Source organism: Pseudomonas sp. F2 (assembly GCF_057174385.1).
The window spans coordinates 4,333,798-4,353,658 of sequence record NZ_CM169904.1 but is presented as its reverse complement, the minus strand read 5'-3'; the positions used below and the strand labels follow the sequence as shown (position 1 = coordinate 4,353,658).

General features: G+C 59.5%; 13 protein-coding genes. All 13 read left to right on the top strand.

Translation table 11 applies throughout. The annotated features are described in order from the left end of the window. Position 1 precedes the first annotated feature (1 nt). The 13 genes from tssH to AC193Q_RS19610 all read left to right on the top strand — a co-directional run bounded on the left by tssH (position 2) and on the right by AC193Q_RS19610 (position 19,705). On the top strand, positions 2 to 2,659 hold the full coding sequence (gene tssH, locus AC193Q_RS19670) for a type VI secretion system ATPase TssH (RefSeq protein WP_483878715.1): 2,658 nt from the start codon (positions 2 to 4) through the stop codon (positions 2,657 to 2,659). Between the two features lie 10 nt (positions 2,660 to 2,669). Then, entirely contained in the window at positions 2,670 to 4,190 is a 1,521-nt protein-coding gene (locus tag AC193Q_RS19665; RefSeq protein WP_131670751.1) for a sigma-54 interaction domain-containing protein, read from the top strand. A 333-nt stretch (positions 4,191 to 4,523) separates the two neighbouring features. Further along, complete coding sequence (locus AC193Q_RS19660) at positions 4,524 to 4,664, top strand: hypothetical protein (protein WP_003229566.1); 141 nt, start codon at positions 4,524 to 4,526, stop codon at positions 4,662 to 4,664. An 18-nt stretch (positions 4,665 to 4,682) separates the two neighbouring features. After that, positions 4,683 to 5,876 (top strand): type VI secretion system-associated FHA domain protein TagH, encoded by a 1,194-nt coding sequence (tagH, locus tag AC193Q_RS19655; protein WP_247267171.1) that lies wholly within the window; start codon positions 4,683 to 4,685, stop codon positions 5,874 to 5,876. Positions 5,877 to 5,881: 5 nt separating this feature from the next. Further along, entirely contained in the window at positions 5,882 to 6,382 is a 501-nt protein-coding gene (gene tssJ, locus AC193Q_RS19650; RefSeq protein ID WP_007962325.1) for a type VI secretion system lipoprotein TssJ, read from the top strand. 2 nt (positions 6,383 to 6,384) lie between these two features. Then, complete coding sequence (gene tssK, locus AC193Q_RS19645) at positions 6,385 to 7,716, top strand: type VI secretion system baseplate subunit TssK (protein ID WP_007962327.1); 1,332 nt, start codon at positions 6,385 to 6,387, stop codon at positions 7,714 to 7,716. 5 nt (positions 7,717 to 7,721) lie between these two features. Next, positions 7,722 to 8,597, top strand: coding sequence for a type IVB secretion system protein IcmH/DotU (icmH, locus tag AC193Q_RS19640; protein WP_003229559.1), 876 nt, complete (start codon positions 7,722 to 7,724; stop codon positions 8,595 to 8,597). A 13-nt stretch (positions 8,598 to 8,610) separates the two neighbouring features. Further along, positions 8,611 to 12,150, top strand: a complete 3,540-nt coding sequence (gene tssM / locus AC193Q_RS19635) for a type VI secretion system membrane subunit TssM (RefSeq protein ID WP_131670750.1) — start codon at positions 8,611 to 8,613, stop codon at positions 12,148 to 12,150. After that, a complete protein-coding gene (locus AC193Q_RS19630; protein WP_047297296.1) occupies positions 12,150 to 12,878 on the top strand; it encodes a PP2C family protein-serine/threonine phosphatase in 729 nt (242 codons plus the stop codon). The genes tssM and AC193Q_RS19630 overlap by 1 nt, the downstream gene beginning before the upstream one ends. Then, complete coding sequence (locus tag AC193Q_RS19625; RefSeq protein WP_483878714.1) at positions 12,875 to 13,876, top strand: serine/threonine-protein kinase; 1,002 nt, start codon at positions 12,875 to 12,877, stop codon at positions 13,874 to 13,876. Before AC193Q_RS19630 ends, AC193Q_RS19625 begins: the two co-directional genes overlap by 4 nt. 28 nt (positions 13,877 to 13,904) lie before the next feature. Then, positions 13,905 to 15,947 carry a type VI secretion system Vgr family protein gene (locus AC193Q_RS19620; RefSeq protein ID WP_483878713.1) on the top strand — a complete coding sequence of 681 codons (2,043 nt, stop codon included), beginning with the start codon at positions 13,905 to 13,907 and terminating at the stop codon, positions 15,945 to 15,947. Positions 15,948 to 15,984: 37 nt separating this feature from the next. Further along, positions 15,985 to 18,855, top strand: coding sequence for an SH3 domain-containing protein (locus AC193Q_RS19615; RefSeq protein ID WP_483878712.1), 2,871 nt, complete (start codon positions 15,985 to 15,987; stop codon positions 18,853 to 18,855). Continuing rightward, entirely contained in the window at positions 18,848 to 19,705 is an 858-nt protein-coding gene (locus AC193Q_RS19610; protein ID WP_121182758.1) for a tetratricopeptide repeat protein, read from the top strand. The genes AC193Q_RS19615 and AC193Q_RS19610 overlap by 8 nt, the downstream gene beginning before the upstream one ends. Positions 19,706 to 19,861: the final 156 nt, after the last annotated feature.

The following is a 19,861-nucleotide window of genomic DNA, read 5'->3' as shown; positions in this document are numbered from 1 at the left end:
CATGATCAACGTAGACCTGCAACAACTCATCCAGGCGCTGGACGCCGAAACCCGTCGTGATCTGGAGCGTTCGGCCGAACGTTGCGTGGCCCGTGGCGGCAGCAAGATCCTCGTCGAAGACCTGCTGCTGGGTTTGCTGGAACGTCCGAACGGCTTGCTGTCGCGCGCCTTGCAGGATGCCGATGTCGATGCCGGTGAACTGAGCGCTGCGCTGCAATCTCGCGTTGAACACAGCGCCTCGCGCAACCCGGTGTTCGCCCCGGAACTGGTGCAGTGGCTGCAAGACGCGCTGCTGGTGGCCAACCTCGAACTGGGCCAGACCTCGGTGGAAGACGCCGCGCTGATCCTCGCGCTGCTGCGCAACCCGATGCGCTACGCCGGCAGCCGTTACCAGCCGTTGCTCGCCAAACTGAACATCGATCGCCTGAAGGAATTTGCCCTGTCGCAACAGGAGCAACCGGCCGCCAGCGGCAAGCCGGCGGCGCAGGGCGAATCGCTGCTGCAGCGCTTCACCCACAACCTGACCCAACAGGCCCGCGACGGCAAACTCGACCCGGTGCTGTGCCGCGATGGCGCGATCCGCCAGATGGTCGACATCCTCGCGCGTCGCCGCAAGAACAACCCGATCGTGGTCGGTGAGGCCGGGGTCGGTAAAACCGCCATCGTCGAAGGCCTGGCCTCGCGCATCGCGGCCGGTGAAGTGCCGCAGGTGCTCAAGGGCGTCGAGCTGCTGTCGCTGGACATGGGCTTGCTGCAGGCCGGCGCCAGCGTCAAAGGTGAATTCGAGCGGCGTCTCAAAGGCGTGATCGACGAAGTCAAAGCCTCGCCAAAACCGATCATCCTGTTCATCGACGAAGCCCACACCCTGATCGGCGCGGGCGGTAATGCCGGCGGATCCGACGCGGCCAACCTGCTGAAACCGGCGCTGGCCCGTGGTGAACTGCGCACCATCGCCGCCACCACCTGGGCCGAGTACAAGAAATACTTCGAGAAGGACCCGGCACTTGCCCGGCGTTTCCAGCCGGTGCAGTTGCACGAGCCGACCGTCAGCGAAGCGGTGACCATCCTCCGTGGTCTGGCGCAGGTCTACGAGAAGAGCCACGGCATCTACCTGCGCGATGACGCGGTGGTCTCGGCGGCGGAATTGTCGGCGCGTTATCTGGCCGGTCGGCAGTTGCCGGACAAAGCGGTCGACGTCCTCGACACCGCCTGCGCTCGCGTGCGCATCAGCCTTGCCGCTGCCCCGGAAAGCCTCGAGCGCCTGCGTGGCGAACTGGCCGAAGGTGGTCGTCAGCGTCAGGCCCTGCGTCGCGATGCCGAGGCCGGTCTGCTGATCGACCACGAAGCGCTGGATGCACTGGAAGCGCGACTGGACGAAGCCGAAAACGAAAGGGTCGCGCTGGAAACGCTGTGGATTGAACAGAAACAACTGGCCGAGCGCCTGCTGGAACTGCGTCAGCAACTGGCCAAGGCCCGCGAAGCTGCCGCCGTCGAGCCGACTGTCAGCGTTGAAGAAGACGCCGAAGGCACGGTGATCGAAAGCATCGCCGCCGAGGTCGAGGAAGGCCAGAGCGTTGAAGCGCTGGAAGCAGAACTGCACCAGACCCACAGCGCCCTGACCGCGGCTCAAGTCAAAGAGCGTCTGGTCAGCTTCGAAGTCTGCCCGCGTCTGGTAGCCGAAGTGATCAGTGCCTGGACCGGCGTGCCGCTGGCGCAACTGGCCCGCGAACACAACGCCAAGGTCGCCAGCTTCGCTACCGATCTGCGCACGCGCATCCGGGGTCAGGAACAAGCCGTGCACGCGCTGGATCGCTCGATGCGCGCCACTGCCGCCGGTCTGAACAAACCGGATGCGCCGGTCGGCGTGTTCCTGCTGGTCGGCCCGAGCGGCGTCGGCAAGACCGAAACCGCGCTAGCCCTGGCTGACCTGCTGTACGGCGGCGACCGTTTCATCACCACCATCAACATGTCCGAATTTCAGGAGAAGCACACCGTCTCGCGTCTGATCGGTGCGCCACCGGGCTACGTCGGTTACGGCGAGGGCGGCATGCTCACCGAAGCGGTGCGCCAGAAGCCGTACTCGGTGGTGCTGCTCGATGAAGTCGAAAAGGCCGATCCTGACGTGCTCAACCTGTTCTACCAAATCTTCGACAAGGGCGTGGCCAATGACGGCGAAGGTCGCGAGATCGACTTCCGCAACACCCTGATTCTGATGACCTCGAACCTTGGTAGCGACAAGATCAGCGACCTCTGCGAAGACGGCGCCCGCCCGACCGCCGAGCTGCTGGAAGAAACCATTCGTCCGGTGCTGAGCAAACACTTCAAACCGGCGCTGCTGGCGCGAATGAAAGTGGTGCCGTACTACCCGGTGGGCGGCCCGGTGCTGCGCGAGCTGATCGAGATCAAACTCGGTCGTCTGGGCGAGCGCCTGAACCGTCGTCAGCTGGATTTCAGTTGGTGCCAGAACCTCGTCGATCACCTGTCCGAGCGTTGCACGCAAAGCGAAAGCGGTGCGCGTCTGATCGACCATCTGCTCGATCAGCACGTGCTGCCGTTGGTGGCCGACCGCTTGCTCGATGCGATGGCCACCGGTGAAAGCCTCAAGCGTGTGCATGCCACGCTCGATGGCAACGCCAGCGTGACGTGCGAGTTCGCCTGAGGTGGGTGTGATGTTCACTCAAGTGCCGCAACCACTGGTCTACGCCGAAGCGTTGCTGGCGCAGTTCGCCAGCCTGTCGCGCGCGGCGGACGGTGCTGCGCTGCTGGGTGACTTCGTGCGTGGCCTGGCCGAACTGAGCGGTTGCGAATTGACCCAGCTGTACCTGCTCGACGCCACCCACACCTGCCTGGGGATGAACGCCGAGTGCCTCGACGGCGCGCTGCAACCGCGCGCCGCCACCAGCCTGCCGGCGGACTACAACGGTGAGCAGCTGCTGCAGTTTGCCCTGTGTCAGAACCGCGTGGTCTGCCTCGACGACCTGAGCGGCAGCCTGCACGAGACCAGTTTTCTGCCGGCTGCGGCGACACCGTGGCAATCGCTGCTGTGCGTGCCGCTGGTCAATCAGCACAAAGCGGTCGAAGGCTTGCTGCTGTGCGCCAGCCGTCGCCGTGTGGACCTGCAAGGCTTTGCCGATTCGCTCGGTCAGCTCGGCTCGTTCGTGCTCGGACAATTGCACTTGCTGCAGCGTCTGCGCCAGCCGCTGGCCGAGTCGGCCACGGTGGCGCGCAGTGTGCCGAGCATCAGTGGTTACGGCTTGATCGGCAAAAGCGCCGCCATGCGCCAGACCCATTCGCTGATCAGCAAAGTCCTGCACAGCCCGTACACGGTGCTGTTGCGCGGCGAAACCGGGACCGGCAAGGAAGTCGTGGCCCGGGCGATTCACGATTGCGGCCCGCGTCGCTCTCAGGCGTTCATCGTGCAGAACTGCGCGGCCGTCCCGGAAAACCTGCTGGAAAGCGAGCTGTTCGGCTATCGCAAAGGCGCCTTCACCGGCGCTGATCGTGACCGCGCGGGGCTGTTCGATGCAGCCAACGGCGGCACGCTGTTGCTCGATGAGATCGGCGACATGCCGCTGTCGCTGCAAGCGAAGATATTGCGCGTGTTGCAGGAAGGCGAGATCCGCCCGTTGGGTTCCAACGACACGCACAAGATCGACGTGCGCATCATCGCCGCGACGCACCGCGATCTGTCGACACTGGTCAGCGAAGGCAAATTCCGCGAGGACTTGTATTACCGTCTCGCGCAGTTCCCGATCGAGCTGCCGGCCTTGCGTCAGCGCGAAGGCGACATCCTCGAACTGGCTCAGCATTTCGCCGAGAAGACCTGCGCGTATTTGCAGCGCGACCCGGTGCGCTGGTCGAGCGCGGCGCTGGAACACCTGTCCGGTTACACCTTCCCCGGCAACGTGCGCGAACTCAAGGCACTGGTCGAACGCGCGGTGCTGTTGTGCGAGGGCGGCGAGTTGCTGGCCGAGCATTTTTCCCTGCGCATGGAGCCGATGCCCGAAGACCACAGCGGCCTGAACCTGCGCGAACGCCTGGAAAAAGTCGAACGCACGTTGTTGCTCGACTGCCTGCGCAAAAACGACGGCAACCAGACCCTCGCCGCCCGCGAACTGGGCTTGCCGCGCCGCACCCTGCTGTACCGCCTCGGGCGGTTGAATATCAACCTGGGTGACTTCGATGGCTGACCTGAACCTGTCTCTTGCAGTGTGCACAACTCCTGTCTTGAACGGCTTCTCTGTGGCGAGGGGATTCATCCCCGATCGGCTGCGCAGCAGTCGTAATCGAGCAAGCGCGGTTCTCCTGCAAGAACTGGTGATCAGGTCTTGGGGCTGCTTCGCAGCCCATCGGGGACAAGTCCCCTCGCCACAGGTTGCTCATTTGCCACAGAAGGTGCGTGCATCTCGGTGGTCTGGCTCAAGGCCCCGATGCAGAGCCTTCGAGACCACCCAAAGAATTAATTTCAGCGCCGCCCGCAAGGGTCGGCGCTTTGTGCTTTGTCTACCCCTGGAGACCCTCTGATGTCTGTTCGTCACTGGCACGCTGTCCTGCTGACCCTCGTCGTTCTATGCGGCCTTGGCGGCTGCAGCGGCAATTACAAATTCAACGACAACGACTATCGCCCGTTGGGTGATCCGCAAGCGGTCAATCGCGGCAAGTGACCGCAAGGAGCATCAAACATGGAATTGGTTTTCGAAATGCTGAACACCAAGCAGTTCGTGCCCACCGAGTTGTGCCAGAAGACCTTCAAACAGGCCGGCGGCGTGATCGGGCGGGGCGAGGACTGCGACTGGATCATTCCTGACCGCAAGCGTCATCTGTCCAATCACCACGCGATTGTCAGCTACCGCGAAGGCACGTTTTTCCTCACCGACACCAGCAGCAACGGGGTTCAGGACGGCGGCAGCGGCGCTCGCCTGCACAAGGGCGAACCGGTGCGCATCGAGCACGGCAGCACCTACGTGCTCGGCGACTTCGAGATTCGTGCACGGCTGGTGCGTGACCCGGCGACCTTCGACGGTGAAGTCGGCCGTCCGCGTGCCGCCGGCAGCATCATTCCGGACGACGCCTTCCTCGACCTTGATCCGCTGAACGCGATCGAACAGCAAGAGCGCGTCTATTCGGAAATCGACGAACTGTTGGCGCCGACCGCCAAGCCCGAGGACTCCCGTCAGCGTGCCGACTATGCACGCATCGACATGGAAAGCCTGATGGTGCCCGAGCTGGTCGCCCCGGTTGAACCCGAGCCTGCTCCGGCCCCGAAGGTTGTCGAGCGTCAGAGCGAGGGTTTCTGGGAGCATTTCGGCGCGGCGCTGGGCGTGGATCTCAAAGGCCTCGATCACGACGCCCGCGAGGCCCTGGCGTTGAACGCCGCGCGGCTGCTGCGCCAGAGCATCGGCGGACTGCAGCAGAGCCTGCGCACCCGTTCGGAGCTGAAAAACGAACTGCGTCTGGCCCAGACCACCGTGCAAGGCACCAACAAGAACCCGCTGAAGTTCGCCGTCGATCCGAGCGAAGCGCTGGAGATTCTGTTGCAGCCGCACAAGCCCGGGCACCTGCCGGCCGAGCAGGCGATTTCCCGCGCGTTCCGCGATCTGCAGGCGCATCAGGTGGCCTTGCTCACCGCCAGCCGCGCCGCCGTACGCGGCACCCTCGAGCACTTCTCGCCAGAACAACTGACCCTGCGTTTCGAACGCGACAACAAGCCGTTGATCGCCACCTCCGGCGGACGCTGGAGAGCGTTCGGCCGTTACCACCAGGCCCTGCGTCAGGACGATGACTGGAGCGAGCGTCTGCTGGCCCGCGATTTCGCCCAGGCCTACGAAGAACAGATCCGCCTGATTTCTACCCTACACACCGACCACCAAGGATGATGCGCATGTCTCGCCGCTCGACCGCTTTTTTCAAGACGCTGACTGCGCTCACCGTGCTGGTGCTGCTCGCCGGTTGCTCGTCGCTGTCGCCGTACTCGAAAGTGACCAAGATCAACCTGAAACTGACCGGCAGCGATCAGCTCAACCCGGACCTCAATGGCCGTCCTTCGCCGATCGTTGTGCGCCTGTTCGAACTCAAGCACCCGGTGACCTTCGAGAACGCTGATTTCTTCAGCCTCTACGAGCGCGCCAAGGAATCCCTCAACCCGGATCTGGTGGCCAGCGAAGAACTCGAACTGCGCCCGGGTGAAACCGTGGAAATGAAGCTCAGCGTGGAGGAGGGCAGCCGCTACGTCGGCGTTCTCGCTGCGTACCGCGATCTGCCGGAAACCAAGTGGCGCTACACCGTGCAGGTCACCCCGCTGGAATTGACCGAGGCCGATCTGACCCTCGATCAGGCCGGGATCCGCAATACCCATGAAGCGCTCGCCAAGGCGGATGACTGAAGATGAATACCCATAAAGTCATTTGGCAGGAAGGCATGCTGCTGCGGCCGCAGCACTTCCAGCACAACGATCGCTATTACGATCACCAGATGAAAACCCGCACCCAGTTGCTGGGTGGCTACACCTGGGGTTTCCTCAATCTGGAGATCGACCTGCAGTTCCTCAACATGGGCAAACTGGTGATCAGTGCCGCCTCGGGGATTCTGCCGGACGGTAGCCTGTTCGAACTCGGCGGCAACACTGAGCCGCTGGCACTGGACGTGCCGCCGAACACCGGCAACACGCCGATCTATCTGGCGCTGCCATTGGTCACCGGCAACCACATCGAGGCGCGCCGCCCGGAGCAGTCCGACGTGCTCGCACGTTACACCGCGTACGACGCCGAAGTGGCCGACTCCAACGCCGGCGACGATTCCGCCAGCCAGGTCAGCTGTGGCCGTCCCGACTTCAAACTGTTGCTCGGCGAGCAGCAGAGCGATCAGGCCTACGTGAAGCTGAAGATCTGCGACGTGCTCGACACCACGCCCGACGGCGTGATCAGCCTCGACCCGGATTTCGTGCCGACCTACATTCAGGCTCACGCGTCCAGCTATCTGCTGTCGTGCCTCAAAGAAGTCATCAGCATGCTTAACCACCGGGGCGACACGATTGCCGAGCGGATCCGTTCCAACGGCAAGGTCGGTGGCGCGGAAGTCGGCGACTTCATGATGCTGCAACTGATCAACCGCACCGAGCTGCTGCTGCGCCATTACCTCGGTCTGGAGCAGGTGCATCCGGAAGAGTTGTATCGCACGCTGCTGACCATGCTCGGCGATCTGGCGACCTTCTCCAGCGACAGCAAACGCCCGCGACTGGACAGCCGCTATTCCCACGCCGATCAGGGCGCGAGCTTCCGCAAACTGATGGAAGCGATTCGTCAGGTGCTGTCGATGGTGCTCGAACAGCACGCTATCGAACTGATCCTGCAGGCGCGTCAGTACGGGATCATCGTGTCGCCGTTGCACGACCACAAACTGCTCGGCTCGGCGTCGTTCGTGCTGGCGGCGAGTGCCAACTGCGACTCCGAAGAACTGCGCCATCGCTTGCCGGCGCACCTCAAGGTCGGCCCGGTGGAGCGTATCCGCCAACTGGTCAACCTGCACCTGCCGGGGATCAAGGTCAAACCGTTGCCGGTGGCCCCGCGGCAGATCGCGTTCCACTCGAACAAAACCTACTTCATCCTCGAACTCAGTTCCGAAGACCTGGCGCAACTCGAGCGCTCCGGCGGCTTCGCGTTCCACGTGTCCGGCGAATTCGCCGAGCTTGAACTGAAATTCTGGGCCATCAGGAACTGACCGACATGATCAAGGAAACGGATTACAACCAGGACGACAAAACCGTCCTGCTCGATCGTCAGGGCCACGGACCGGCAGCCAGTCCGCTGACCGACTTCGCCGCGCCGCCGCGCTTCGAGCAACTGGAAGAACGGATGATCTACGCCGCGCGCCTGCGCCCGGCGGAAGCGTTCAACATCAGCCTCAATTCGCTGGTGGCGGCGTCGTCCGAACTGCTCTCGGAAGTGGTGCGCCTCAAGCACAGCGAAACCCGCGAAGACCTCTACGCGCTCAACGAGCGCCTGACCGCCGGGCTCAAGCTGTTTGAAGTGCGCGCGTTGCATAACGGCGCCGAAAGCAGCCAGGTGATGGCCGCGCGTTACGTGCTCTGCACGGTGGTCGACGAAGCTGTGGTGACCACGCCGTGGGGCAACGAAAGCGAGTGGTCGCAGATGAGTCTGCTCAGCAGCTTCCACAACGAGACCTTCGGTGGCGAGAAGTTCTTCCAGCTGCTCGACCGGCTGTCGAAGAACCCGGTCAAGCACCTGCCGATGCTTGAGCTGATGTACCTGTGCCTGTCCCTCGGTTTCGAGGGCAAGTACCGCGTACAAGCACGCGGCATGCTCGAACTCGAAGGCATCCGCGACGCCCTGTACCGGCAGATCCGTCAGTTGCGTGGCGACGTGCCGCGCGAGTTGTCGCCGCACTGGGAAGGCCTCAACGACCAGCGCCGCAACCTGGTGCGCATCGTGCCGGCGTGGATGGTGGTGCTGTTCACATTGGTCTGCCTGGTGGTGATGTATTCGGGCTTTGCCTGGGTCCTGGGCGAGCAGCGCGACACCGTTCTGCAACCTTATCAGCCGCTTGATCCGGCCGCGGTGCAACCGCAGTCGCAGCCGTAAACAGGGACGTGTGATGAAAAAGTTTTTCAAGAAAGTCGGCGCCTTCCTGCGCCAGACCTGGGTCTGGACTCTGCTGCTGGTGCTGTTCGTGGCGCTGCTGGTGTGGTTCGTCGGCCCGTTGTTGGCGGTGGATGACTACAAGTTCTGGGAGAGCTCGACCTCTCGCTTGCTGACCATCGCCGTGCTGTTCCTGATCTGGGGCCTGACCATGGTCTTCGTCAGCTGGCGCGCGGGCATCCGCAAGAAAGCCATCGAAGAAACCGAAGACGGCCAGGATCGCATCCGTCGTGACGAGCTGATCGAAGAAGAACAGAAAGAGTTGAAGGCGCGCTTCAAGGACGCGCTGAAAACCCTGAAGACTTCGAGCCTGTATCGCGGCCGCAGCGAGCGCTGGCGCAACGATTTGCCGTGGTACCTGCTGATTGGTCCGCAGGCCTCCGGCAAGACCAGCCTGCTGGACTTCTCCGGGCTGGAATTCCCGATCAACAAGATTGACCGCAAGCTGACCCGTGACACCCTCGGCACCCGTCATTGCGACTGGTACTTCGCCGACCACGGCGTGCTGATCGACACCGCCGGACGTTACACCACCCAGCCGGACGCGGAAGTCGACGGCAGTGCCTGGACCACCTTGCTCGAGTTGCTGCGCAAGCGTCGTCGCGGGCGTCCGTTGAACGGTGTGCTGGTGACCATTCCGGTGGAATCCCTGATCGGTGGCAGCGAGCAGGACATCGACACCCTGGCGCGCCAGGTGCGCGGTCGTCTGCAAGACGTCTATCAGAAACTGCACGTCGATGTGCCGGTGTATCTGGTGCTGAGCAAGGCCGACAAGCTGCTCGGCTTCGACGAGTTCTTCGATCAACTGACCCGCGAAGAAAGCGATCAGGTGCTGGGCACCAGTTTCCGCAAGGATCAGGTCGGCACCGACGTCGCGGTCCTGCGCGGCGAGTTCGAAGAGCTGCTGCGGCGTCTGAACAATCAGGTGATCATGCGCATGCACTCGGAACGCGATACCCAGCGCCGTGGCCGCATCCTCGACTTCCCGCATCAACTGGGGCAGATCGGCGAGCGCCTGTGCCTGTTCGTCGACATGGCGTTCACTGGCAACCGCTACCAGCGCGCGTCGCTGCTGCGCGGTTTCTACCTGACCAGTGCTCCGCACCTGACCCAGGAAATGGACGCGACCACCGCCGGCATCGGTGCCAGCCTCGGCATGAGTGCCGGCGTGCTGCCGACCCTGCGCAGTGGCCGTTCGCGCTTCATCCATCATCTGTTCAGCCGGGTGATTTTCCCGGAGTCGGATCTGGCCGGCCTCGACAAGCGCGAGCGCAGCCGCATCCATTGGGGGCAGCGTGCGTTGTACGTTGGCGCACTGGCGGCACTGGCGCTGTTCGGCATGCTCTGGGCCGGTGGTTTCTCGGCCAACTACGAGCGTCTGGAAAACCTGCGCACGCTGGCGCAGAACTGGACTCAGCAGCGTTCGGCGCTGAGCCCGCGTGATGATGCGATGGGCGTGCTGAAAACCCTCGACACCAGCTACGCCGCGACTCAGGTGTTCCCGAAGAAGGGCGACGTCTCGTACCACGAGCGTGGCGGTCTGTATCAAGGCGAAGACGTCAATCCGGTGGTCAAGCAAGCCTACGAGCATGAGCTCGAAGCGCAATTGCTGCCACGGGTCGCGACGATGCTCGAAGGGCAGATTCGCGCCAACATGAAGGACCGCGACAAGCTGCTCAACAGCCTGCGTGCGTACCTGATGCTGAACATGAAAGACCGTCGTGACGCCGTGTGGCTCAAGGACTGGGTCGCCACTGACTGGTCGCAGCGCTACACCGGCAACACCGCGGTGCAGAATGGTCTGAACACTCACCTTGAGCGCCTGCTGAAGCAGCCGTTCATCTACCCGCTGAACGATCAACTGGTCACTCAGGCACGTCAGGTGCTGCGCGCCGAATCGCTGGCCACCGTGGTCTACCGCATGCTCCGCGAGCAGGCGCGCAACCTGCCGGAATACCGTTTCAGCCAACATCTCGGCCCGCAGGGCTCGCTGTTCATCGGCACCGAATACGTGATCCCGGGGTTCTACACCCAACAGGGTTATCAGCAGTATTTCTCGGTGCAGGGTTCGGCGCTGGTCACCGACATCCTGCGTGACAACTGGGTGTTGGGTGAAGGTGCGGGCATCAGCGACATGGACTTGCGTCGCCTGATGGTCGAGCTGGAGCAGCTGTATTTCCGCGACTACGCCAACTACTGGAGCGAAGCCGTTGGCCAGGTGGCCTTGCCGCCGATCAGCGACGCCGGTGAAGGCGCCGAGCAACTGGCGGGCCTGACCTCGGCCAACTCGCCGGTGCTGGCATTGCTCACTGAAGTACGTGAAAACACGCGCTTCCCGGCCGCTGCCGATCCGGTGGACGAAGCCGGTGATGCCGCCGATGCACTGGCAGGGCAGAAGGGCAAACTGGGCAAGGTCGGCAAACTGGCGTCTGCCGTGGCGGACAAGGCGTCGGCGATGGCCGTGGCGAAAAGCCTGCCGGACACCGCGAAGAAGTCGCTGCAACGCCGCTTCGAGCCGCTGCATCGTTTGCTCGATGACAACAACGGCCCGGCCGCTGACCTGACCCCGGCCATCAGCGCGCTCAACGACCTGCAACTGCAACTGTCCGGTCTGGCCCGTTCCAGCACACCGGAACAAGCCGCGTTCGAAATGGCGAAAACCCGCATGAGCGGCCAGCGTGATGCGCTGACCAACCTGCGTGCGGCCTCGGGTCGCCTGCCGCGTCCGCTGAGCGTGTGGTTCAACGTGCTGGCCGAAGACTCGTGGCGCCTGGTGCTCAACGATGCCTACCAATACCTGAACGGCCGTTATCAGAACGAGCTGTACAGCGTGTATGGCAAAACCATCAGCAAGCGTTATCCGTTCAGCGCCAGCAGCACCAGCGACGTGGCGATCAGCGACTTCCGCGAGTTCTTCCGCGCTCAAGGTACGGTCGACCGCTTCTTCGACAGCTACATGCGTCCGTTCGTCAGCGGTGATCCGGGCAACTACCGGATGCGCAGCGTCGACGGTCACAGCCTGCCGGTATCGAAGATGTACCTCGACCAGATGGCAGCAGCCCTGACCATTCGTCAGAGCTTCTTCTCGATCAACCCGGCCGAGCCGACCGTGCAGTTCAAACTGGAGCCGTACACCCTCGATCCGGCCGTCAGCCGTTCCGAGTTCAAGTTCGGCGACAAGACCATGGAGTACCGCCACGGTCCGATCCTGCCGATGACGTTCAAGTGGCCGACCGACGCTGAAGACGGTCGCACCAGCCTGGTGATGGACAAGATGGCGGGGCGTCCGATCGGCATCGAGAAGAACTCCGGCCCATGGTCGCTGTTCCGTCTGTTCGATCTGATGCAGACCGAGTACCTGACCGGTCGCGACGTGCTGGTGCTGAAAGCCGACGTGGGTGGCCTGCGCGCCAACTACCTGCTGACCAGCCAGCGCACGCCGAACCCGTTCGACATGGGCGTGCTGCGCACCTTCCGTATGCCGGTGCAGCTCTGATGCTGGTGGCCAGTCCCTGGCGCAGCGCGGCGCGTACCGACCCGGGCAAGGTGCGGGCGCGCAACGAAGATGCCTTCCTCGATTCGCCACAGCAGGGGCTGTGGGTGGTCGCGGACGGCATGGGCGGTCATCAGGGTGGCGACATCGCCAGCCAGTTGATTGTCGCCAGCCTGGCTGAACTGCCGCAACACGAGGACTTCGACGAACGCCTCAAAGCCATCCGCCAGTGCCTGCACTGGCTGAACCGGCGTTTGGGGCAGGAGTTGACGGTCACCGCCGGGCGCCACGACAGCATCATGGGCAGCACCGTTGTGGCGCTGCTGGTGGAAGGCAACCGCGCGGCCTGCATCTGGGCCGGCGACAGCCGTTGTTACCTGTGGCGTGGGCAGCGGCTGTATCAGCTGTCTAAAGACCATTCGCTGCAACAGCAACTGATCGACGAGCAACAGATGAGCGTCGAACAGGCCGCAGCGCACCCGGCGGCTCAGGCCTTGACCCGAGCCGTCGGTGCGGCCGAACAGCTGACCCTGGACGTCCTCGAACTCGAGGTCTATCCGGGCGATGCTTTTTTGCTGTGCAGCGATGGCTTGTACCAAGGACTGAGCAGCGATGCCCTCGGCAACGCCCTCAGCCTCAGCGCGCCGCATGTGGCGCTGGAACGTCTGTTCGACGGCGCCCTGCGTGGCGCCGCCCGGGACAACCTGACTGCCGTGGTGATCCGCCAATGACTGAAATCGAATCCTCAGTCGATGACTTGCTGATGAGCGAAGAGCAGGCCAGCAACCTGACCTACTTCGCCTTCGCCAAGGCAAACAACCCCGAGCCGTTGCTGGCGCCGACCAAGGCCAGCATCGGTGCATTGCCGGACGTACTCGCCGGCCGCTACCACCTCGAGCGTCTGCTCGGGGCGGGCGGCATGGGCGCTGTTTACCGGGCGCGGGATCTGCTGCACGAGCAGTTCGGCGATCCCGACCCTTACATTGCGCTGAAAATCCTCAGCGAAGAATTTGCCGAATCGCCGGACGCCAGTGCCTTGCTCTACAGCGAGTTCGCCCTGACCCGACGCCTGCGCCACGACAACGTCGTGCGTGCACACACGTTTGAAGTCGACACTGACTGCCAGCGGGCCTTCATCACCATGGAATACATGCGTGGCCTGACCCTGGACAAACTGCTCTGCGAGCGGCCCCTCGGCTTGCCGTGGAAAGAAACGCGCGACATCGCGCTGCCGCTGCTCGATACGCTGGCTTATGCCCACCGTCGCGGCGTGCTGCACGGTGACATGAAGCCGAGCAACGTCATGCTCAGCGAAGACGGCCTGCGCCTGTTCGACTTCGGTCTCGGCCAGGCAGACGAGGGCGTACTGCCCGGCCTGCCGCACCTGAGCCGCGAGCGTTTCAACGCCTGGACCCCGGGCTACGCCGCCCCCGAACTGCTTGAGGGCCAACCGTTGTCGGCCAGCGCGGACGTGTACGGCGTGGCCTGCGTGATCTATGAACTGGCGAGCGGCAAACACCCGTTCCGCCGTTTGCCCTCGACCCAGGCCCGCGACGAGCACCTGGAGCGCGAGCTGCAAGCCCCGGCGAACTTACCGAAAGACGGCTGGCCAGCGCTGCGAACCGCGCTGAGCTTCAATGCGGCAGAACGCACCATCACTGCCGATCAATTGCGTGACGCCTTGGGCGCCACTTCGTCCTGGCTGCAACGGTTGCGACTTCGGGCGTAACGGACGACATTCGAACAGGGAGCGCTTTATGTTCAACCCAGCTAACGAAACCCACTTCAGCCTCAAGGTCGAAGACTACGTGGGCGACCTGCAAGTGCTGTCGTTCACCGGCACCGAAGGCATCAGCCAACCGTTTCGTTTCGACCTCGAACTGGTCAGCGAAAACCCCGATCTGGACCTGGAAAAGCTCCTGCACAAGCAGGCGTTCCTCGCATTCGATCCACAGGGCTCGGGCATTCACGGCCAGATCTACCGCGTCGCCCAGGGCGATGCCGGCAAGCGCCTGACCCGCTACAAGGTCTCGCTGGTGCCGCAACTGCAATACCTGCATCACCGCACCAACCAGCGTATCTACCAGCAGATGTCGGCGCCGAAAATCATCGCGCTGATCCTCGATGAACACGGGATCAAGGGCAACGCCTACAGCTTCCAGCTGAGCCAGCCGTGCCCGGATCGCGACTACTGCGTGCAGTACGACGAAACCGATCTGCACTTCGTCCAGCGTCTGTGCGAGGAGGAAGGTATTCACTACCACTTCCAGCACAGCGAAAAAGCCCACCTGCTGGTGTTCGGCGACGACCAGACAGTGTTCCCCGACCTCGGCCAGCCGACTGCTTACATACAGGGCAGCGGCATGGTCGCTGAAGAACCGGTGATCAAAGGCTTCAAACTGCGCCTGGAAACCCGCACCAGCCGCACCACACGCCGCGATTACGACTTTGAAAAACCGCGCCTGCAAATGGAAGCCGCGTACAAACCGGATGGTGAGAGCACTGAACCGGATCTTGAAGACTACGACTACCCAGGCCGCTTCATTGATCGCGCACGCGGCAAGTTCCTCAGCCAGCGTGCCCTCGAACGCCACCGCGCCGACTACCGCCAGGCCGAAGGTCGCGGCGACCAGACCAAACTGGTCAGCGGCCACTTCATGGCCATGTCCGACCACCCGCGCAGCGAGTGGAACGACCTGTGGCTGCTCACCGAAATCTTCCACGAAGGCAAACAGCCGCAAGTCCTCGAAGAAGGCGTGACCAGCGACACCACCGACAACAAGGACGACTTCCACCAAGGCTACCGCAACACCTTCCTCGCCACCCCGTGGGACGTGTTCTACCGCCCGGCCCTCGAACACCCGAAACCCCGCGTGCTCGGCAGCCAGACCGCCATGGTCACCGGCCCCAAAGGCGAAGAAATCCACTGCGACCAATACGGCCGCATCAAAGTGCAATTCCACTGGGACCGCGAAGGCCTCGCCGACGACAAAACCAGCTGCTGGCTGCGCGTCTCCAGCTCCTGGGCCGGCGACCGCTACGGCGCCATCAGCATCCCGCGCATCGGCATGGAAGTCCTCGTCACCTTCCTCGAAGGCGACCCCGACCAACCCCTCGTCACCGGCTGCCTGTACCACAAGGAAAACCCGGTGCCCTACGCCCTGCCGGCGAACAAAACCCGCAGCGTCTTCAAAACCCTCAGCTCCCCGGGCGGCGGTGGCTACAACGAACTGCGCATCGAAGACAAAAAGGGCGCCGAACAAATCTTCATCCACGCGCAGCGGGATTGGGACGAAAACATCGAGCACGACCAGAAAATCCGCGTCGGCAATGAACGCCACGACACTGTGGTGAAGAACACCTACACCGAGCTCAAGGCCGAAGAACACCGCACCACCATCAGCGATCGCAAGATTGAAGCGAAGCTGGATGATCACCTGACGGTTGGGCAGAACCAGCATGTGAAGCTGGGGACTGCGCAGCTCACCAGCGTGGGCAAAGAGATTCACCTTAAGGCTGGGGACAAGATTGTTATCGAGGCGGGTACGGAGCTGACCATCCTCGGGGGCGGGAGCTTTATCAAGCTTGATGGCGGTGGTGTGACGGTGGTTGGGCCGGTGGTGAAGATTAATGCCGGTGGCTCGCCGGGGAGTGGGACTGGCATCGGGATTAAGCCGCCAGTACTGCCGGGGGCGGCGGATAAGGATAAGGCGGGGAGTTTGATGGATCAGGCGTTGGGGAATGCGGTGCCTCAGAAAGCTGACCCTCGACCAATGCGAATGATCAGGTTCTCTGGTTGACCGCCAACGGATCAAAAAGGATAAGGTAAAAGTACAAATGACAGAGCCAGTGAAAGTTAAAAAGTGGTCTTACCCGCTAAAGATAGATGGTGCGGGTGGCACAGATCCACAGCAGTATTACGCTGCCTTGGCGAAGGCGCAGGATGGTTATTACCCACTTGGCAGCAATGGCTTGTGGCATGGCGGCGTGCATTTTGATGAGGCTTCCGGGTTAGTCTCTGCACAGAGCGAGGTACGCTGTATCGCTGATGGGCAAGTAGTTGCCTATCGTATCGATGACACCTATCCGGCCACGGTATATACGGATCGCACCGCTTTTGCTTCGACAGGCTTCGTGCTGGTAAAGCATCACTTGGAGGTGCCCGCTCCCCCTACACCTTCAGCCGACTCGGGTGCCGCTCAGGCTGCGGGCCCGATATTGACGTTTTATAGTCTCTATATGCATCTGTTGGACATGGAAGGCTACAGAACGAAAACACCCATGTTGGAACGGCCTTCGTACTGGGTTAATGGTGGCTATCAGGTAAAAGCGAGTGTGAGTGATCCCGTCGAGGGCTTGAACGTACGTGCCGATCTCCCAGGGACAGCGGGCTACACCAATATTCTGACTACATTGCCCCGTGGCACCACGGTTACAACGGGAGTCGCGAGTACAGATGGAAAATGGCTAAAAGTTGTCAGTGTGGCGCCAGAGGCTGACCAATCCGCAGCTATAGGCGGGTGGGTATTCAAAGCCCAAATGAACAGTAAAGGCGTAAATGAGTACCTGATTGGCGAGCTAGCGAAAAATATTCCTGCTAATCAAGCCAAGGGTTTGAGAGTGCGTAGGACCGGTTCGACTACCGGTGAGGTTATGTCGATACTGCCCGCTGGCACTCAAATTGAGATTAGCCAAGAGGGAGCAGTTGGAAACTATCGGAAACTCGTAAAGGTCGTGGGTGGAGCACCGATCCCCGCACTCGCCGCTGATGAGAACGGAAATGTTGGCGGTTATGTTTGGTTTCCTTCACTTGAGACCAAGACCGAACCCAAAGATCTGGGAAAGGTTGTTCTGCTCGATAATCCAGTAGCTATTAAGGCTGGAGCGTTGGTGGGTTTTGCCGGCCATTATCAGGAACACGATGAGGGAGCGGCTCGTAACTTGGTCCATGTAGAGGTTTTTACATGCGAAGATATTGAGAACTTTGTTTCTCTTAGTCGAGATAAATCCGCTGCCTTGCCTGCGGATCAAAAAAGCCTTTTAAAAATTTATAAAGGTACGAAGTTAATTACCCATCGCCCAGATATCAACGCGACTAACCCACCACAAGTGAGCGATGCCGGTGTAGTAATTGGATATGATTTTATTATTCCACTTGGCGTGCTAGAGGCGTTGCCGACTACAAAAAAAATCAAGCAGTCGGTAACAACTCCTGGGGCGGGTTCAAGTCCTGCTCCGTCAAACACTACTCGTTGGTGGCATCTTGAGGGGGTTCTGGGCGACACGCATGGGAATCCAATTAATGGATGGCTCGGCGAGAAAGATCTGATTACCACCCGCCACAATCCATGGGACTGGGAGGGATTCCAATTCATCGAAGAAAATGGTAGTAACGCTGAACATCTATCCTCATTTCTACATGACCGTGATCTTCTTACAGAAGAAGAGAAGGCTGCTTTTGTCCCGATGGCCAGTAAGTCGGCTAAAGGGCCGGTAAAGGAAGGTTTGTACGACATTATTGATACAGACAAGAATGATAAGCTGACAACTACGGAAATACAGGTGGCACTTGCAAAACCTTGGTTTGCGCAATCCATATCGCAGCTTGTTACTAAGTATGAAAGTGAGTGGTTCTATGATGCGGCCAAATGGGATGCATTGGATGGATTAATGGGGCATTCAGAAGATGTACCTAATTTAAATTGGGTCGCGCAAAAGAAACGAATCAAGGAGATGTCGTGGTGGGAAGAAGTTGCTACGAAGGAGGCATTGAGCCCAGACGGTAAAGTTTGGCATATGCATCCCGTTGGGGTGGTAGGAAACTTTAACAACAAAAAACAGTGTAACTGTAACGTTGTTGTCAAGGTTACCCGCTGGGGCTCTCATTACGGACCTGTAGTGTGGGGAGAGGTAAAACTAGGGGATGTACCTCAGTGGGCTGATTTTGAAGCAGCTGGTAAAGTGACGGCTTTTGAAAAGAAAGTTATTGCCGTTATGTGTGAAAATGAGGGGAAGATCAATACAGTTCAGTCTTATGATAGTGAACTAATTTCTGCAGGTGCGATGCAGAAAACTGTGAACCCTCAGGGTGCAGGTGAATTTCCAATTCAAGTGAAATCCTTTAAAGAACAGTATCCTGATGAATTTGCTGAGCTTTTTGAGAATCAAGGATGGTATCTGGATTTGAGCTCTGATAAACCGAAGATGTATTACAAGGATCCTGAATTCGCCAATGGCGAAAAGCTTGAGCGTGCTGAATTAAAAAGCAAATTGAGAGTCGGATGCGGAGAGTCAACATTTGGAAATGTTATTCAATGTAAGCCCGTCTCTGCATTGGCTTGTGCAGTGGGGTCTCCTTCCTTTGTGGAACTTCAGATTTCAGATTTTATAAAGCGTTTGAAAGAGCTGCAGTCAAAAAAACCAAACTCTTACGACTTTACAGTTGGCCAATTGTTTTTATCGACTCTCGGACAGGCTACGGTTCTGGATGAACACGTTAACCGCCCTGGTAACGTAGCGGAGAATCTTAAGAACGCTTTAGATAGATTTTTCTTAGAAAACCCCACTGTCAGTAAGAATGTAAGTACATGGGGGAGTAGTCACGCTAATTATGAGCGGAAAATCACTGATATTTACGGCCCGGGTCGTACCGGGATGACAACTCCTAATGTTAGATATACGAAGCTAAAGGCGGCGGTAAATGTTTAATAGATATTATCTCTTGATTTTATTTTCGGCTTTGCTTGCTGGGGTAAGCTATGCTGATGCTCAGCCGTTAAAAATTATCGGCTATAACGAAAGTTCTTTAATTTTTGATAAGTATAATGAGAATTATGGAGGGTGGGGTGATGTTCAATATCGAAGCGAGAAATATAGATTTAGTTTGTATTCGTTACCGAAAAAATTAGAAGGTTTCGAGGAGGGGGTTGTAGCAAGTTCAGATATAAACCGTTTGTCAGCTGATAAGAAGTATGTGGTAGTTCAGCGAACTAATGCAGCGGAAATGGTTGATGGGGACGGAAATGAAATTGTTTCTTCGCAGGCATATTGCGATATGGTTTCGCTGGAAACTGGGTGTGTAGAAAATATTGGCGCGGTACAACAGTGCGATGGTCAGTGGGTAGGTAATAAATGGAAGAGTTCTCAGGGAGAGTTTTTTGAGTTTTCAAAAGGGGGTGTTCCTCCGAGAAAGCTAATTTCTGAAACGATTGGCTTGACTGAAAAAGACTCGCGGGCGAATATGCTTAAGGACTCTTTTTTTATGGGGGCTCCCTCTTATTTTGCGTGCTATCCTCCTGAAAAAAACATATCTGAGTATAATGATATTGCATTCTATCTTGCTCAAGGTGGTGAGCATCTTTTAGCGATACAGATTTATAATTATTTGTTACCGATTGCTGAAGATAGGATTCCATTGAAGTTGAACGCTGCCGACTCCCTTTGGGCTCTAGGTAGGCATGAAGATGCTAGGAGTTATTATGTCAAGTATCGTGACGCAATGATAAAAAAAGGTTTGGTAAATAAGATTCCTGAGAGAGTTTTTGGGCGTTTGAATTAGTTGTTGTGCCATTATTTGTTTGGAGATTTTAGGGGTGATGTGATTGGTCTGCGTTTTAGTGGTGCGAAAGGAGGCGGATTGAATTGGTTTGCTCTATGTTAGTAAGTGTGGCAGGGTCTTAAATAAAATCTGCCAACTTTTTTATAGCAATACTAC